We start from the raw sequence: 15,955 nt of genomic DNA on the forward strand, positions 1-15,955 counted from the left end.
CACATATGGAGCTCTCTTAATCGGGGGCTCCTTTAATATTTAATCCTTATGCCTCAACTTAACCCAGATACTATCGAAGAAGTAATTCTTGTACTTGGTTTTACAGATGCTCCTCATATAGTTGATCAAAGGTTGGCTCAAGAATATACCTCTACTACTATCTCTCAAGTACATAAACTCTTAGCCCAGCTTAACCATATAGATACCTTACTTAATGAGGCATTAGAAACCTCTTACGTATTAGGTTCGCGCAACGCTAAATTATCTTACGCTTCTCACGTTAAACATTTAAACTCTCAAGGCTCTTCCTACTTAAAGGAACTAGCTAATCATCTGGGTATCTACATTAACTACAACAAGTACTCTAAGTCAAACAAGAGTAGTACAGTCTCTTATTGGTAATGGTAAACAAAGTTCAACTGATCGGACCTCTTCTTACAAAAGGACCCCAATTAACTAAAGAGATTATCTCTGATTCACTCAAAGAAACTGCTGCTTTTGCCAAAGGATTAATTGCAGGACGTACTCCAGTAAGAACAGGTACTCTACAGAAGAACTGGGAGGTCACGACCTCTGAAAGGCAGTGGGAAACCTCTATCTACCAAAACAGGTTGGAAGTGAGTAACCCTATCAACTATGGAATCTATGTAGAGAAGAGGGTTGAAATGGTTAAGCGAAGTATTCCCGATATCCAAAATCACTATAGTAGATCCCTCTCTCAAAACCTCAAACGTCTAGCGTAGCTGTGCTACGCAGTATGCACTAGGTTAAATTATGAAATTATTCGCAAAGCTAGCTCAAATTGAGGAGAAGATTGGTGAGATAGAAGTCAGGCTAGGAGTACCTCAGAGAAGATTTCTACTGGTCAGAACATCCATAGGACAGAGTAATATACCTGAGTATGAAGATGAGTTCATTTTCCCTCCTCCCTACATTACTTCTGCACCAAGAAAGTATACAGGTAATGTAGTTGGCAATGGTAATTCAGCGATCGTAATAAGCCACTCAGACTTTTACGTTGAGCTCCCTAGAACTAGACCTTATTCATTCCTAAATCCAGCATCTTCTGGCAGTAAGAGCAGAAACATTTTTATTATTGACCCTCCTGCCTCAATGATTCCAGAAGATATTGACTCATCCTTAGATTACTTTAACCAGACTACTAATGGATTTAACTGCAGGCTGCTCTTTGTGGATGATTCTGATCCAGTGGTCTATAAGTTAATCCTTAGAAACGAGAAGGATAAGTAATGTCGAATATAAAATCATTACGTACTGACCTTAGGAACTGGCTAAGCTCTCTTATTCGTATAGATAAGGTTGACCTGGATTCACCCGTTGGTCTGTACTCAGATGTAGCTGGAGCAGGCAATAGGCTACTTGCAGCTAACACATTAATTGAGTTTCCAGTAGAGAATCTCTCCTACTCAAAAGAGAACAATAGAGCAGTTGTAGGTTCTGGAGTATTCAGGTATTCACTTACTTATAGATACGCTGAAGAATTATCTCTACACGACCTTCCTATTTCAGAACTAGAAAGCTTAGTAGAGTCCATTCAAGCTCTTGCTCTAATCAATTCACCCTCTCGCTCTATTAGGAATCTAACTATTGAAGCAGTAGAGTATCCTGTCAATCCTAGAAGAGATGGAGAAGAAGCTGATGATTGGTTAGTTTCCTGTAACTTTTCATTCAACATCACTTTTACTGTTACAGAACTCTGCTTGTCAGAAGACTTCTTCAATAATCCAGATATTCCTTCAGGATTCACCCTTAATAGTCTGACTCTAAAGGTAAATAAGAGTGAGATACCAGTCACTACTAAGCCTGGAACCTTTGTAGAAGATTCCAATATTACTATTCAAAATCCTAATTAACTAACAGAATATGTCCAATATTTCTTTAGCATTCGCTAATTTCCTCTCTCCTGGGGTGAAGGTTGCTGAGACTACAGCTGGCTTCAGGAACTTGCCACTCGCGTCTTTTGGGACTGTTTATATGATTGGCTCCTCTGCTGAAGGAGACTTTCTAAAACCAACCCAAGTAACTAACTTAACTGACTTCACCAATGTATTCGGTGAATCTCCTTCTACTGATTCAGTAAAGCTTTACTTCCGTAACGATAGACGAGGCATCCTCTACTTCGTTCGTACTCCTATTGCTGAGCAAATCAAAGTAAAGGTTGACACTGCTAGCACAGGAGACTATACCCTCACTGTTCAGGGCATTGCTTGTACCCATACTGCTACTGGTACTTCCACTCCTGCTACGATCGCTACTGGATTGATTAGCGCTGTAAACACTGCTGCTGGTTCTCAAGTAACCGCTGTTGCAGGAGCTGCTACTGATGAATTGATCATCAGATCAGACAACCCTCTAACTGATCTAACTGTAGTTGCGACTCTTGGGGACGTAACCCTTACCTCAGCTACTCCTGCCAGTCCTACAGCTGTTGATTATGTCTATGCGATCGAGAATACCTTTGACTATGAAGATGAATGGCCTCAAGGCTACATCATCGCACCTGAAGCATTCCAACTACTAAACCAATCTGGTCGTCTATCCGTTGGTATTGCTCTGCACGATCTAGCAGTCAATGAAAAGTTTGATTGGATGGCGATCGCTGACTGTGGAGACGAAACTATTACTATTGCTCAAGCTGCAGTAGATGGTCAGCAATACACAGCTCCTCAGGGACATCTCTCTTACTACTTCCCTTACGTCATTGACCTAGAAGATGAAGAAGTACCTCCTTCTTCTGCTGTTGCTGGTGTAGCTACTCTAAGACATAGAGAACAAGGCTTCCATCAACCTGCTGCTGGCGCTAAGTACGCTGTTAAAGGTGTTAAGGATGTCAAAGTCAGAGTTAATACTCAGCAACAAGATACTCTTAACCCTCTAGGTATCAACATTGTTCGCAACCTACGTAACAAGGGCATTGTTATCTGGGGTATGAGGACTCGTTCAGCAGATACCTTCTACACTCAGGCACCTGGGCGCATCGTTATGAACGTCCTCAATGGAAGCTTACGTAAAGGCTTTGACTTTGAACTCTTCAACTCTATTGATGGTGAAGGTGTTGCTCTTCACTTGATTGATCAGGCTGCTACATCTATATGTCGTCTCCTGTGGGTAGGTAAAGCCCTCTTTGGTGCTGATGAAGAAGAAGCCTTTGAAGTACGCTGCAACTTTGAGAACAACACTGACGCTAACTTAGATCAAGGTAATGTACTGGTTGAAGTTTGGGTAGCTACTAGCCCTGCTGTAGAGAAGATCCTAATCAATACTGTCAAAGTGCCCATCAGACAAGTACAGGCAGCAGCTAATCAGAACTTTAATCAAGCTGCCTAATCACTACCAACTAACTGCTCAGGAGCCTCTACTCAGGGGCTCTTTTCTATTTAAAGGAATAAACAAACAAATATGGCGAACGTCAGACTTGATGATATACAGCCCATTAGCAACGCAGATTATTTGATGACGATCGAAGGCCTAGATGCCTACTGGACTGAATTCTCTGGCATTCAAGTTAACTACACCAGAGCTAAGTACAACGATGGTCTATCCAATGTTGAAGGAACTACTTCTGGTGGTAAGAAAGTCTACCAAGATGTAACTATCTCTAAACCCTTCGATCCTGAACAAGATGCTGCTGTTATCCAATGGATTCAGTCTAGAGAAGATGGCAGTACCTTTGATATGACCGTTAGACCCGTCCGTAAAGAGGCTGGTCAATACTTCAGAGGTAATAGAGCTTGGAGATTGAGTGGATGCAGAATTATGAATGCCAACTATCTCTCAGCTGTTGATACCAATGGTGGAGATGAAGTATCTATGATCGGTTTCACTTTCACTCTTCAAAGCGCAGTATTCAATTAATAAATAGTTTCCAGGGAGTCTTCTGATCAGGAGACTCCTTTTTTATCTAGGCTTAGATTTTTATGGCTAAAAGAACAATTACATCTAAATCAACAATTAACACTACTCCAGCGACAGCAGAGCTGCCGAAGGATGCTCCAGAAGTTATCCCTACTGCTTCGCAGAAGTCACAAGTTCCTATCCAAGGACAACTAGTATCTCAACCAGCAATAGTAGAAGAGCAAGAAGAACCCAAAGAGTTTGAAATTACTCAGGATGAAGAAGCAGGCATCGTTTCCTTTGAATTAGTAGATGGTACTCCTGTAGTGCTGCGATCGCCTAAGCCAAAGGATTTTCTGCTGATGAATAGCTTTGTCAAGCTAGCTGACGATGAATACAAGACTGAAGAGATGCTTGGATTCAAGCTGATCACACTTTGTATGACCAAGTATGGCTCCAAAAACAAGGTTGACTTCTATGAGTTTCTAGATTCAGTAGAAGATATTGAAGATCTGCAGAGGACGGCAACAGCCTTCTCATTTTTTCGCAGTAACCTTGAACGTCTTCAAGCAAAACTCAAAAAATAAGTTAATAGTTGATTGCCAGGGCAGAGCTTTCTACGTTGACAATCTGTTCCAAGATATTCTAGCTGCTTGTGGTAGTTCCATATCTCCAGCTTATTTTCAGATGCTAGAGATGGACATTTCTGAAGTTCTTTATCATCTAAATACTTTTATCGAATTATACAAAAAACAACATCCCGAATCCCAGCCTGAATCGAAAGCTCAGAAGTGGGGACTCAAGGATACAGACTTCGAGCCAATATAAATAACTAAATTATGGCTAACGTTATTCGTGTATCGTTGGAGGGGGTAGATAACCTCTCCAACGTTATTTCCGGTTCAATTATTAAAGCGAATCTATTGGGTAGTGCAATCAACTCAGCAATGAGTGTAGCTACCGCAGCTGTTAGACAATTTACTACCTCAATAGGAGATTCAATTGTTGCTCAGCAGCAGAACATATCTATCGCTGGTGACTTTGCAAGGCTAACAGGAGAATCCTTTACTGAAGCTGGTCAGTTCATTGATGACTTTGCTGAACGTATGTCAGCCGCTGCTGGAAGTCTCCCTGGAGCTACTGCTGATTATGTGAACCTTGGTAAGGGTATCTCTGACAATTTAGTTCCAGCATTCAAAGATCTAAATGGAGTATTTGACCCTGAACAATTCCAAGAATACCTAGACGCGATCTCAAGGGATGGCGCATTCAGATCTATCTCATCTGGTGTAGATGTTGGTAATGCTGGTCTAGGTATTTCTAAATATCTAGGTGGTGCTTCTATTGCTGAGTTATCTCAGATTAAGTTCTTTGAGGCGAACCCAGCAGTGTTGAACTTCATTCAAGAAGAAGCTAAGGCTCTAGGTAAGGAGCTAGAAGACCTCTCAACTAGAGAAAGGGCAGATGTATTAAGAAGAGCATTAGCAGTCCCAGATGAGGTAATCAAGGCCTCTCAGAACACAATCTCAGGTCTAGTCGAAGGATTCAAATCTACCTTATTTGATCCAACCAGCGGCTTGTTTGGCTTGATGCGTAGAGTAAATGGAGGCACTGCGTTAGAAGCAATTACTTCTGCTATAGGCTCTCTCATTGGTGAAGATGGTCTGCTCACTGCTATCGGTGAAACCTTAGATGTTCTTGGTATAAGCTTCGGTGATCCAATGGTAGCGCTAAGAAATACAGCTCTAACGTTCACAGCCAGAGTCAAGTACGTAACAGGCATTCTCAACGATATATCAGAAGGATTTGGTGAAGCTGGTAACGGCCTAGACTGGGACAGTATTACCAACGATATCTTCTACCTATTCACTCAGCTATTTGATGTTGGTCAACTGAATTCCATCCTTAATGGGTCAGGATCAAAAGTAGCAGAGCTAGTTAACAACCTTCTTGATGGAATAGCTTCTCTCGACTGGGGTGCTATAGGGGCTATGAGTGGAGAACTCTTAGCGGATGTACTAAACGAAGGACTAGACTTCCTCAATGGATTTGATTTCACCGTTCTATTACCTCTAACCCTCAGAGTCTTAGACAATCTCCTCACTGGAGTAGGTTCATTCCTAGCCAATGTAGATTGGGGATCTCTACTAATGGTAGGCATCAAAGTAATAGCGCTGAATGCTGTCTACGGTATTGCCTCTGCGATCGCAGTCTCTATTGCTGGTGCTGTACTCTCATTGGGTGCTATTCCAGCAGCTATTATTGCTGGTGTTGCTGCCCTAGTAGCAGTGATAGTAGCTAACTGGGATGCTATTGTCAGCTTCTTCCAAACCCAATGGGGTAATCTAACGAATGCTGTATCCGGTGGCTTTCAAGCTCTAGTTGAATTTGTCAAGAACGGCTGGGATAGCCTAACTGAGACAGTAGGCAGTCATTGGGAGAGCATCCAGTCCTCTGTAACTGGATTCTTCTCAAGAGTTCAGAGTTTTTTCACTCGTGCCGTTAATCTCATTCCTGGCTTAGGAAGTCAGGAAGTACAAACCTCTCCTGTTCCTAATGCTGCAAACGGTCTTAATGTAGGGGGATTATTAGGTGCGATCGCAAGAGAAAGCTCAAGGATGCCTTCTGGTTCAGAATTGGTAGTCGCCAACTCCTCTGAAGCAATTCTCAACCAAGCTCAACAAGCTAGTCTCGCTAGACTCATAAGCTATGGTAGGCAATCCTCTAACGGTGGTTTGAGCATCGGAAATATCACCATCCATACTCAAGCAACCGATGCTGAAGGAATAGCCGATGAAATAATATCTATGATTTCACGTAAGTACGTACAATTCCAGAGGAGCCAATTAACTGCTACAGCGGTTTGATCACCCGAAAAGGTGGTATTAGTTCATCGACAAAAAGCCTAACAAGTGTTGGTCAGTAAGAGCTTGAAGACTCAGTTAAAAAGAGTTACAGCTTTACAGAAACTTCTACAAGAAAGCTATACATAGAAGATCAATGTCACTTTTGTCTCTTGAGCTTCCTATTATGGCATCCAGCATTACAAAACCCTCAGACAAGCAATCCGAAGACAGGCTTACTAAACTACTCGAAAGTAAGGATATAAAAGCTGCTATTACAGCGTTTATTTTTGTACTGCTTGGTTTTCTAGTCGTAGCGGTTTCTAAAAAAGTCATTGGAACAGACAGTGATCCGATAGTCATTACTTTGCTCTTACTCCCAATAGTTATGTATTCAATATGTTCTGGCAGATTGGGAGAAGTAAAAGTAGGAGAAGTTGAGGCTAAATTTCAATCTTTAAAAGATCAAGCAAAAGACTCAATTTCATCTGAATTAAAATCAGAACAAGTAGCTATCAACAATGTACAAATGTATATCGTTGATGATTACAACAACTTAAAAGATATGGATGATAGAACAGAGAACATCATTCTAACGATATCTCTAGGTAAAGACTATCAGCCAATAACTTGTCTGAAGTACGTGAAGAACCTTCTTTCACGCTATATCAACTTCAAATACGTTGTGTTTCTAGATACCTCTGGAAAATTTATAGCTTACACAACTGCTAAAGCTATTCTCCAACTACTTGAATCTGGAGATGCAAAAAGGTTTGTCGAGGCTATTAACAGCAATCAGGTATATGACTTAATAAGATGTCCAGGTGTTGTGAGAGCAAAAGTATCAATTGATGAAAGCAATTTGAATGCTCTTGAAAAAATGGTGAAGGAAAATTTAGATGCAATTGTGGTTGTAGATGAAGATAATATGTTAGCTGGAATAGTAGAGCAAGAGCATATTACTAGCAAACTACTGCTTGAATTAGCGAAGTAAGAAGCAGTGAAGAGAGTTCAGAATTATAGGTGAAGTTAACGATGATTGATTTACTCAACCAAATTCCACCTACAGTTTATGTAGCTCTTTTCACTGCTTCCTTTACAGCAATTGCAACCCTTACAGGTGTTTATTTAACTAATAGAGCTAATAATCAAAGACTAAAAATACAGTTTGACTATGAACAGAGTGTGAAAGAAAGAGAGTTTAGAAGAGAGAAATTAGAAGAGCTATATCTTCTATTTAAGAATAGAGTTTATGTTTTGAATAAGCTTTGTCTGCTGTATTTAGAAGCAGCAAAAAAATCTTCAAGTTATTGGGAGACAATTGGAATAGAAGGTGAGCTGACGAGCAGCAAAAATCTTGATTTTAATCGAATTTCATTAATAATTGATTTGTATTTTGGTGATATTAAACCTGTCTATGAGGAATTTCTAAAAATAGAAGAAAGAGCTGAAGACTTCATAAGATCTTCGAGATTTAAAGCATTGTCAGCAGGACGGTTTTTCGAGTATAGTTTAGGCGATACGCCTGGAGATTACTCATCTAAGGATGAGTTTATTTTTTTAGTGAAGAGTATTTCAACGGAAGCTGATAGGGTCTTTGAGTGTATTAATAAAAAGGCTTCTTCCACTTAAAACAAGAAAGTATTAATGAGCCGTTATAAGGCAAGTCAACGGTAGATCAAAAATTAGACTGCACTTTGGTCCTAGAGAACGTGAGAGTAAAGCACGAAAGTGGGTACTCTTAATCTTGATAGCAGGACTAAAACTATGACTTTCTACTACGACGCAAAATCCAAAACCCTTATACCCAATGAATTTTTCCTGGAGAGGTCTAACTTGTCTGCCCCTGTAACAGCGGCAGCTCTAACTGGACTTGCTCTTTTAGGATCTCCGATAACATCACCAGAGATCTTGGCAGCGGCAGGAAAAACTATTTCAAACCTTCTTGATAAATTATTTTCTCCAGGCGGCAGCGCTAAAAGAGATTCAGAAGTGATCAATGAGATTATTAAAGAGGGTAGAAATCAGGGAGTGGAAGAAATGGAGTTTGAATTTGATAGAGATGTATCTCTTGGTCTGAATCTAAAAGGATTCAACGATGTTGATTTAACGATTGGATCGAAAGGTAAGACTCGGTATAGCTTAAAGGTTAAGTACAAGGCTTCTAATTAACAAGCAATTCAATTAATTTTCCAGAAATTGAGAATGGTATCAACTTTATCAACAATTCAATAACTATAAAAGTAACTTAATATATGAACCTCGATGTTCTCAATTCCCTTCCTCAAGCAGAGAAGACAGGGCTTATAACAGCTTTTCTCTCTAGGCTTGATGGAACACAGCACTTTGTCTTTCTGTACAATCCTGAAGCAATTAGAAGCAGAAGACAAGCTCTCTATGATGTTGCTCCTACTACTGCTACATCAGCTCCTAGAAGAGATTATAAATACACAACCGCTATTACTAAAACCTTCTCTAACCTTTTGCTAGAAACATCTGGTGAAGGTAGATCAGTCAGACCAATCATAGAAGAGATTCAGACTCTAATGGTGGCTGATGTAGTCAACAACTCCTACGAGCCTCCTCTCGTCTACTTTAATTGGGGCACAGAGATGTTTGGCCCAGCTCAACTAGATGATCTTGACTGGGAAGAGACAGCTTGGCTAGGTGGAGAGCCTGCTTCTGTAAGACTTTCAATCACCCTAACCCAAGTACCTTTACCTGATAATCAACCGTCACAGAGCCAACCGCCGACCGCTGATGAGCTGAATACTGTCAGCCTTACCGATCGCCAAAGACAAGATGCTAGAGCAGCAGCTGGTACTTGGTTGAACTCAAACATAAATACTCTAAGACCTAGAGTACGTGAAAGAGTTAGATCTAGAAGCTTTCGTTATCTGACCAATGCTAATGGTGAAGTAAGAATTACTGACTCTGAAGGAAATGATTTAGGTCTAGTCGGAACTTATAACGGCACTACTTTAGATACCTCAAGGAACAATGTTACAACGCAATAGGAGCATAGCGACTTATGCAAAGCAGTAGGAACGTATCAAGACGTATTGAATTAAGTGCTGCTGATTCTCTAGATAATCTAGCTCATAGATACTTGGGTAATGCTTCCAACTTTAGAGAAATAGCTGATCTAAATAATATCGATATTTTCTCTGAATTACCCGTAGGACAGGTCATAAATATACCTTCTATTGAACAAGTTGAAGAGATAGTACGAGAAAGATTAGCTCAAATTAGTAATACTGTCTCTAGTGAACTTGAAGAGTTAGACCTATCTAGCATCCTTACCTCTAACCCAGCAGCAGCTGAGAATTACCAGTTAATTAGCTGGCTTATCTAAAAGCTTATGGCTCAATTTAATATAAATCCTTTGCCAGGACGTAACCCAGGTCCTGGCTTTATTCGTATACGTATTGGTAAACCACCTTCATTCTCTTCGGAACGAAGGGAAGGAGATATTTTTCAGACTGGAGATGGCAGACTTAAAAATGCTTCTATCACTCTAGCTGAGGGTGAGAATGGCAATAGCTGCTTCTTTGATATCTATGATGCTGGTGGAGTCATTGCTAACAGATACTTCCAACATATCTACGATATAGAAGGACTAACCCCTCTTAACCCTCCTAATCAGAATAGAACCACAGGTGCTCCTACTAATGGAACTGCTAATGGTGAATTAAGTCCAAGGATGAGAGCGTTCTTAGATACAATTGCTTTCTGTGAGGGAGGAGATTACAACGTTAGGTTTGGTGGCTCTACCTTCGATAGTTATGCTGATCACCCAAGACCAGGAGGCAGAAGCTCAGCATCAGGTAGATACCAAATCCTAGCCTCTACTTATGACGATGTTAGAGATGAAGTAGGAGTATCTGACTTCACACCTCAATCTCAAGACAGGGTAGCCGTTTATCTAATTGGTCGTAGGGATGCTCTAGAAGAGGTTGAGGCAGGTGATATTGAATCAGCGATCGCACTACTAGAGAATGAATGGACTAGTCTTCCAGGGGCTGCTGAAGAACGTAAAACACTAGCTGAGTTTCGTGAGTACTACGAACAAAGGTTAGCTACCTATCAACCAGGTGGACAGGAATCTCAAGCTGCTACTGACTCAGTAGCTGACTCAAGCAACAAAACTCTAGATGACGTAGCCAAAATCAAATCTGAATCAGGAAGTCAAATAACTGTAGAGCTAGGCTTTAGAGGAGAACCCATTACTGCCCATTCATTCCTACACACATCTCTTGACTACGATCGCTTCACCCCATACAACTTAAGCTTTGGTGGTCAGGCTGCTACTTGGGTACTAACTCAAAGGCTCAGGAACACTGCTTACATCAACGTCAATCTAAGGCAGATAGCTGAGAAGATATGTCAGTCCTACGGTCTAGTGCTGGAAATGGAAGGGGATGGTTCTGAGTATGAGTACTTCCCTCAACGTGGTGTATCTGACTACGAAGCTCTGCTCATTGAAGCTAGACGGATAGGCTACCGAGTCTACTGTAGGGGCAATAGATTGGTAATGAGGCCAAGGTCTACCACTCAAGATGCGTTCGTTCTTGAGTATGGAGACAATGCTGGCATCGTATTTAGAGTTAGACACTCGGCTCAATCTGATTCATCAGGTGGTGCTAGAAGTTCTACTCCAGGACAAACTACCTCAACTGGTGAAGTTAAATATGAAATTGACCAAGATACTGGACAACAAGTAGAGGTTAGATCAGATACTCCAATAGGTGCTGGCGTAGGCTCAAGAGTCTCTACCACTGGTGCTGCGATCGCCAGGGTCAAACCTAGAACTAAAGGAAGTACAGATACCTTAGACAATTCAAGAAGAGAGAATGAGCTAAGGATCAAAGGAATCGTAGCTGACTTTGAACTGCCCACTACTGCTGAAGCTTTACTGATCACCCCAGATACTCCTCTAATGACCAGAGGGTTTGGAAGCTTTCTAGATAGAGTCTGGGTCATTGAATCTATTACCCATAACTACCAGGAAGGTAAATTTACTACCTCTGGAACCTGCTATAGCCCAATGAAGAATAGATTCCCTCCTCCACCTGAATCTACAGCTTCTACTCCTACTGCTAGTAATCCGGGTGGATTCATTAGACCAGCTGAGGGAAGACTAACCTCTGGATTTAGAACAGCTCGTAGACCCAATCACCAGGGTGTAGACATTGCTAATGCTACAGGTACTCCTATTGTTGCTGCTGCATCAGGTATAGTAACCTTTATTGATTTTGATGTGGGTGGTTATGGTAACTGGATAGAGGTAGATCACCAGAATGGTTTTAGAACTAGATACGGTCATCTAAGCTCTAGTAGCGTCACTGTAGGACAACAAGTTCAGCAAGGACAGACTATTGCACGTATGGGTTCTACTGGTAGGTCTACTGGTCCTCATCTGCACTTTGAGATTAGGCTGAATGGTCAGCCCCAAGATCCTGAAAACTACATCTAGGTAGATGTGGCAGTTGGCTATAAGAGAGGATTAGACTATAGCTGAGGTTTTGTCAGTAATAGTCTTTATGCTTCAATTTGATCCACCTGAATTAAGAGAACAGTTTAATGACGCGGTGAAGGAATGGGTCGACAAACTTTCTATACAGCCAGAAAATTTATTTAGATGGATAGATGCTTCAACTGAAGAAGACTTCGATCCTAATGAAGACAGAGACCAAACAATAACTTTAAACACAAGGTTAGGATTGTACTCCCCTTGGTGCAAAGAAGAAGTTGTAATATCTTGCGAAGATTTTATTGATTCAACGGAAGAATGTAAATGCACTAATCTAATCGAAAATAGAATTTGTCGTTCTCAAAAACGCTCCTTAATCCGTATTGAAGCAATGAATGAAGCAGCAAGTCTTTTCTCCTCTTTCTCGATTCCAGCTGCAGAACCTGGTGATATGAGAACATTAGGAGAGATAATTGGAGAAGAGACGGAAGAGGAGTTCCTGGAAAAAAGAACTTCGATGGAGATTAGAAATGATGAAATTGAAGAAGAGTTAGCAGAATTTTATTGGGAACGCGACTTTGGAGTAGGTGTAATACAAAGACTAGAAAAACCAACTCGAAGATATTGTATACAAAATACTCAAATAAACGGACATAACATCCTCTGCTCTATAACCCAAGGTTTTACTATCTTTGGAATTATGCTTGCATTTGAAAGAAGATGTACAGAGAAATACCTCCCAATAAATGAGGATATTTTTGTTGAAATTAGATTTGACCAACAGATTCCTAAATCACTTGAGGAGAGCATTCTTGAAGCTTATTTATTTGAACTCAGTAGTAGTCTGACTATTGACTTTAAAGTTTCACCTCGTCTTGATTATGATGATATCGATCTCAGCTATGAAGAATTTGAAAACCATAATTTTAATCCACGCTTTCGTCCCCTTCTCATTGGCAAAGGTATGACAGGACTGTTGGAGTTATATAACCGAGCTACTGCTTCTACAGATCCAGAAGTTCAGATCCTATTCTTCACAAAAGTAATTGAATACGTTTCTCAAACAGTAATAAGAACGCAATCGCATAAAGCGATCAGAGACAAACTTCTAAGCCCACGTGCATTACAACCTGATGCAAGCTTCATCAAAGATCTTGAAGAAACTATTGAGTCTCAGCAAAAGTATAAGAAGGATAAAGAAGCAATACAAGAAACAGTATCAGAGTGCTGTGAGATTACTGATTTGGCTAGAATTGCTCCTCCTTTTTTAAAGGATTTGAAGAATTATCTCACTATTACTAATCAAAAGGAGAAAGAAAAGAGGAAGTCAGAGATCTTGAAACAGTTTGGTGCAAGTCTTTCCTCTACACGTAATGAAGTTGCTCACGCTAAAGCAAATTACACGCCCAGCGGTGATGAGTGTCCACCAGAACAGCTAACTGAGTTTGCTAATTGTGCAAAGTTAGCTGCACAGCAAGTCATCCGTTGGTATCAGCTTGTTCCTGAATCAACTAGGTTGCCCTAGATTCTCCCGAAGTTAATTTCTATTTTTTGTACACATTCCTATAAGTAGGAGGGGTAATTTTCACCTCTCCTACTTTTTTGTATATTCAAAAATATGAATAGCCCATTGAATGAAATATTTAAAGTCTTACACACAAGTCAAAAGGCATCTCAGATAGCTCTAGACCAAATAGGAAGAGTACCTTACCCTGTTCTAGCTGTAGTTACCAATAACGTAGATCCCACCGATCGCAGAAGAATTCAAGTTAGCGATCCTGCTAAGCCTGATCTTTCAAGCGACTGGTTGAGACGTATTAATCCATTTCCTTTTATTGATCCTCCACTTCCAACGGTAGGACAAACAGTACTTTGTTTGTTTATAGGAGGAGATGAACTAAAGGGTTGGTATCTATCTCTCAACAATGATACAAATCCTCCCCACAACAAACTAAATCCTATTGAAGATTTATCCCTTAGAGTTCCAAAGAATCTAACAGTTCACTTTGGAGAAACTGCTAAAGTCACCTGTGATTCAGGTGTAGAAATATTTATAGACGTAGCAGGAAGGATAACTATTAAAGCTTCTGAGTTAGCGATAGATGCTCCTACAGTAGCCTTCAATAATGCTTCTAGCGTGAGCATCAATGGGAAGCAAATCCTTACGATCGGCTCTGTAGATACTAGAGGTGACACTAATACAACTAGAGGCTGGTAATTAAATGGCAGATATAACAGGTATAAAGTATCCCCTTGAAATAGACGAAAGGGGTGGCTTAGTAATAGCTTCAGATGAAGAATTGATAGCAGGACATATCATTCAATTCTTAGAAACAGAGCCCTTAGAACGAGTAATGAGAAAGGATTATGGTACTCCTGACTTTCTCTTCTCCTCTGCTCAAGAAGTTAATAGTCTAGCTGCTGATATTAATCGTAGGTTAACCCAATACATTCCTCAAGCTAGCTTCAGGGTAGAAGGTTCTCTAACTGATTTAGGTGAGTTGCAGATAGATATCTACTGGCAATACAACTCAATCGCTCAACAGCCTATCACGGTTGTATTCAACCAATAAATAATTATATGGACGAAGATTTAACATTATCACTAACCACTCCAGTATTAGATCCAAGATCGGAGACCCAACTAGCTAGAGATGCTGAGATCGTAGTCTTCAACAAGAGTGAAGGTAAACTAAATGACTTCTCGGATGGTAGTATCCCTGGAGCTTTAATTCAAGGTCAGGCCTGGTCTGGTGCTGAATTCCTCTATTACGCGAATAAAAATTTACAAGCACTGGTAGTTGAATTCCTAAAGAACACAGGAGAGACTAGAAGCTTAGGTAAGAAGTCTAGAGCCTCAGTAACATTCTCCCTTACCGCTATTAGAGAACAACCCTTTACCATTCCAGCTAACTTTGAAGTCAAGGCTACAGTAAGAACTAAAACCTATAGCTTCTTCACTGAATCAATCATCCAGATACCTCCTAGAACGGCTTCTATCACAGTAGATGTGGTAGCTGCAGAAGAAGGCCCTGAATACAACGTACCTCGTTTTACGATCAAGGAATTTACCCAGCCTCTCAACTTCCTAGCCAGTGTCATCAATCCATCTCCTGCCGAAGGAGGTTTGACCGCTGAATCAGAAGAAGCTTTCATCGCACGAGCAATTGAACGACTTAGCTTACGTAATCCAGTATCAGCAGCTGATTTCGAGAAAAGAGCTAAAGCAATACTAGGAGAAGGTTCTGTTGCAAAGGCTATTGGACTACTAGCTGCTAACAGAGTAACTAAAGAGCCTGGTGCTATCCATCTATTCCTACTCAATTCCAATGGACAGCCTGCTAATACAGCTCAGCTAACTCAGGTATCTTCAGAGATATCTCAGAGGCTAATGCTTGGTACAGCTCTCTATGTTAGCCCTATGGAGCTTAAGGAGATTAGTGGGGAGGTAACAGCTAAACTCAATCCTGGTGAAGACCCAGACGTAGTAGCCGATGAACTATGGGCAGCATTCCAAGACTATCTATCACCAGCTAAGTTTCCTGTTGGCTCCTCTGTGATCCGCAGTGAAGTCATCTACAATCTCAGACTAACTGGAGGAGTGGACTACATTAATCAAGTGAGACTCAATGATGAGTTGCTTGATATTCCTATGCCCAATCAATGGACTGTTCCAGTTGCTTATAGTCTCTTGATGAATCTAGTTACAGATACGGGACTAACCTTTGAGCTGGTAAGGGGTGAAGCTGAGCCCAGCAACTTTAATCCAGTACCGTAGGAGAAA

Annotated in this window: 17 protein-coding genes; all 17 read left to right on the forward strand. The window is 40.7% G+C overall.

Annotation, left to right across the window (positions count from 1 at the left end; genetic code table 11):
• The first annotated feature begins 48 nt into the window (after positions 1-48).
• The 17 genes from H6F88_RS31670 (at position 49) to H6F88_RS31755 (ending at position 15,949) form a co-directional block, all read left to right on the forward strand.
• Positions 49-402: a hypothetical protein gene (locus H6F88_RS31670; protein ID WP_190646808.1), complete on the forward strand. Its 354-nt coding sequence runs from the start codon at positions 49-51 to the stop codon at positions 400-402.
• A gap of 372 nt (positions 403-774) precedes the next feature.
• Complete coding sequence (locus H6F88_RS31680) at positions 775-1,251, forward strand: hypothetical protein (RefSeq protein ID WP_190646810.1); 477 nt, start codon at positions 775-777, stop codon at positions 1,249-1,251.
• Positions 1,251-1,874, forward strand: a complete 624-nt coding sequence (locus H6F88_RS31685) for a hypothetical protein (protein WP_190646811.1) — start codon at positions 1,251-1,253, stop codon at positions 1,872-1,874. Before H6F88_RS31680 ends, H6F88_RS31685 begins: the two co-directional genes overlap by 1 nt.
• Before the next feature lie 121 nt (positions 1,875-1,995).
• Positions 1,996-3,348 (forward strand): phage tail sheath subtilisin-like domain-containing protein, encoded by a 1,353-nt coding sequence (locus H6F88_RS31690; RefSeq protein WP_190646812.1) that lies wholly within the window; start codon positions 1,996-1,998, stop codon positions 3,346-3,348.
• Between the two features lie 72 nt (positions 3,349-3,420).
• Positions 3,421-3,876, forward strand: a complete 456-nt coding sequence (locus H6F88_RS31695; protein ID WP_190646813.1) for a hypothetical protein — start codon at positions 3,421-3,423, stop codon at positions 3,874-3,876.
• A 62-nt stretch (positions 3,877-3,938) separates the two neighbouring features.
• Positions 3,939-4,442 carry a hypothetical protein gene (locus H6F88_RS31700; protein ID WP_190646814.1) on the forward strand — a complete coding sequence of 168 codons (504 nt, stop codon included), beginning with the start codon at positions 3,939-3,941 and terminating at the stop codon, positions 4,440-4,442.
• Positions 4,443-4,694: 252 nt separating this feature from the next.
• Positions 4,695-6,722, forward strand: a complete 2,028-nt coding sequence (locus H6F88_RS31705; protein WP_190646815.1) for a hypothetical protein — start codon at positions 4,695-4,697, stop codon at positions 6,720-6,722.
• A 133-nt stretch (positions 6,723-6,855) separates the two neighbouring features.
• Positions 6,856-7,692 carry a CBS domain-containing protein gene (locus H6F88_RS31710; protein WP_190646816.1) on the forward strand — a complete coding sequence of 279 codons (837 nt, stop codon included), beginning with the start codon at positions 6,856-6,858 and terminating at the stop codon, positions 7,690-7,692.
• 41 nt (positions 7,693-7,733) lie between these two features.
• Positions 7,734-8,330, forward strand: a complete 597-nt coding sequence (locus tag H6F88_RS31715) for a hypothetical protein (protein WP_190646817.1) — start codon at positions 7,734-7,736, stop codon at positions 8,328-8,330.
• Between the two features lie 135 nt (positions 8,331-8,465).
• Complete coding sequence (locus tag H6F88_RS31720; RefSeq protein WP_190646818.1) at positions 8,466-8,870, forward strand: hypothetical protein; 405 nt, start codon at positions 8,466-8,468, stop codon at positions 8,868-8,870.
• A gap of 83 nt (positions 8,871-8,953) precedes the next feature.
• Positions 8,954-9,715, forward strand: coding sequence for a hypothetical protein (locus tag H6F88_RS31725; protein ID WP_190646819.1), 762 nt, complete (start codon positions 8,954-8,956; stop codon positions 9,713-9,715).
• Between the two features lie 14 nt (positions 9,716-9,729).
• Positions 9,730-10,053, forward strand: coding sequence for a LysM peptidoglycan-binding domain-containing protein (locus H6F88_RS31730; protein ID WP_190646820.1), 324 nt, complete (start codon positions 9,730-9,732; stop codon positions 10,051-10,053).
• Between the two features lie 6 nt (positions 10,054-10,059).
• Positions 10,060-12,174 (forward strand): peptidoglycan DD-metalloendopeptidase family protein, encoded by a 2,115-nt coding sequence (locus tag H6F88_RS33730; RefSeq protein ID WP_242050791.1) that lies wholly within the window; start codon positions 10,060-10,062, stop codon positions 12,172-12,174.
• A 67-nt stretch (positions 12,175-12,241) separates the two neighbouring features.
• Positions 12,242-13,696, forward strand: a complete 1,455-nt coding sequence (locus H6F88_RS31740; RefSeq protein ID WP_190646821.1) for a hypothetical protein — start codon at positions 12,242-12,244, stop codon at positions 13,694-13,696.
• A gap of 93 nt (positions 13,697-13,789) precedes the next feature.
• Positions 13,790-14,389: a hypothetical protein gene (locus H6F88_RS31745; protein ID WP_206756480.1), complete on the forward strand. Its 600-nt coding sequence runs from the start codon at positions 13,790-13,792 to the stop codon at positions 14,387-14,389.
• A 4-nt stretch (positions 14,390-14,393) separates the two neighbouring features.
• On the forward strand, positions 14,394-14,744 hold the full coding sequence (locus tag H6F88_RS31750; protein WP_190646823.1) for a GPW/gp25 family protein: 351 nt from the start codon (positions 14,394-14,396) through the stop codon (positions 14,742-14,744).
• A gap of 8 nt (positions 14,745-14,752) precedes the next feature.
• On the forward strand, positions 14,753-15,949 hold the full coding sequence (locus tag H6F88_RS31755) for a baseplate J/gp47 family protein (protein ID WP_190646824.1): 1,197 nt from the start codon (positions 14,753-14,755) through the stop codon (positions 15,947-15,949).
• Positions 15,950-15,955: the final 6 nt, after the last annotated feature.

It is taken from the genome of Oculatella sp. FACHB-28 (assembly GCF_014696015.1).
Taxonomy (GTDB): domain Bacteria; phylum Cyanobacteriota; class Cyanobacteriia; order Elainellales; family Elainellaceae; genus JAAUTN01.

Coding starts and splice junctions, on each gene's coding strand:
- H6F88_RS31670 (WP_190646808.1), top strand. CDS start 49: ATGCCTCAACTTAACCCAGATACTATCGAAGAAGTAATTCTTGTACTT.
- H6F88_RS31680 (WP_190646810.1), top strand. CDS start 775: ATGAAATTATTCGCAAAGCTAGCTCAAATTGAGGAGAAGATTGGTGAG.
- H6F88_RS31685 (WP_190646811.1), top strand. CDS start 1,251: ATGTCGAATATAAAATCATTACGTACTGACCTTAGGAACTGGCTAAGC.
- H6F88_RS31690 (WP_190646812.1), top strand. CDS start 1,996: ATGATTGGCTCCTCTGCTGAAGGAGACTTTCTAAAACCAACCCAAGTA.
- H6F88_RS31695 (WP_190646813.1), top strand. CDS start 3,421: ATGGCGAACGTCAGACTTGATGATATACAGCCCATTAGCAACGCAGAT.
- H6F88_RS31700 (WP_190646814.1), top strand. CDS start 3,939: ATGGCTAAAAGAACAATTACATCTAAATCAACAATTAACACTACTCCA.
- H6F88_RS31705 (WP_190646815.1), top strand. CDS start 4,695: ATGGCTAACGTTATTCGTGTATCGTTGGAGGGGGTAGATAACCTCTCC.
- H6F88_RS31710 (WP_190646816.1), top strand. CDS start 6,856: ATGTCACTTTTGTCTCTTGAGCTTCCTATTATGGCATCCAGCATTACA.
- H6F88_RS31715 (WP_190646817.1), top strand. CDS start 7,734: ATGATTGATTTACTCAACCAAATTCCACCTACAGTTTATGTAGCTCTT.
- H6F88_RS31720 (WP_190646818.1), top strand. CDS start 8,466: ATGACTTTCTACTACGACGCAAAATCCAAAACCCTTATACCCAATGAA.
- H6F88_RS31725 (WP_190646819.1), top strand. CDS start 8,954: ATGAACCTCGATGTTCTCAATTCCCTTCCTCAAGCAGAGAAGACAGGG.
- H6F88_RS31730 (WP_190646820.1), top strand. CDS start 9,730: ATGCAAAGCAGTAGGAACGTATCAAGACGTATTGAATTAAGTGCTGCT.
- H6F88_RS33730 (WP_242050791.1), top strand. CDS start 10,060: ATGGCTCAATTTAATATAAATCCTTTGCCAGGACGTAACCCAGGTCCT.
- H6F88_RS31740 (WP_190646821.1), top strand. CDS start 12,242: ATGCTTCAATTTGATCCACCTGAATTAAGAGAACAGTTTAATGACGCG.
- H6F88_RS31745 (WP_206756480.1), top strand. CDS start 13,790: ATGAATAGCCCATTGAATGAAATATTTAAAGTCTTACACACAAGTCAA.
- H6F88_RS31750 (WP_190646823.1), top strand. CDS start 14,394: ATGGCAGATATAACAGGTATAAAGTATCCCCTTGAAATAGACGAAAGG.
- H6F88_RS31755 (WP_190646824.1), top strand. CDS start 14,753: ATGGACGAAGATTTAACATTATCACTAACCACTCCAGTATTAGATCCA.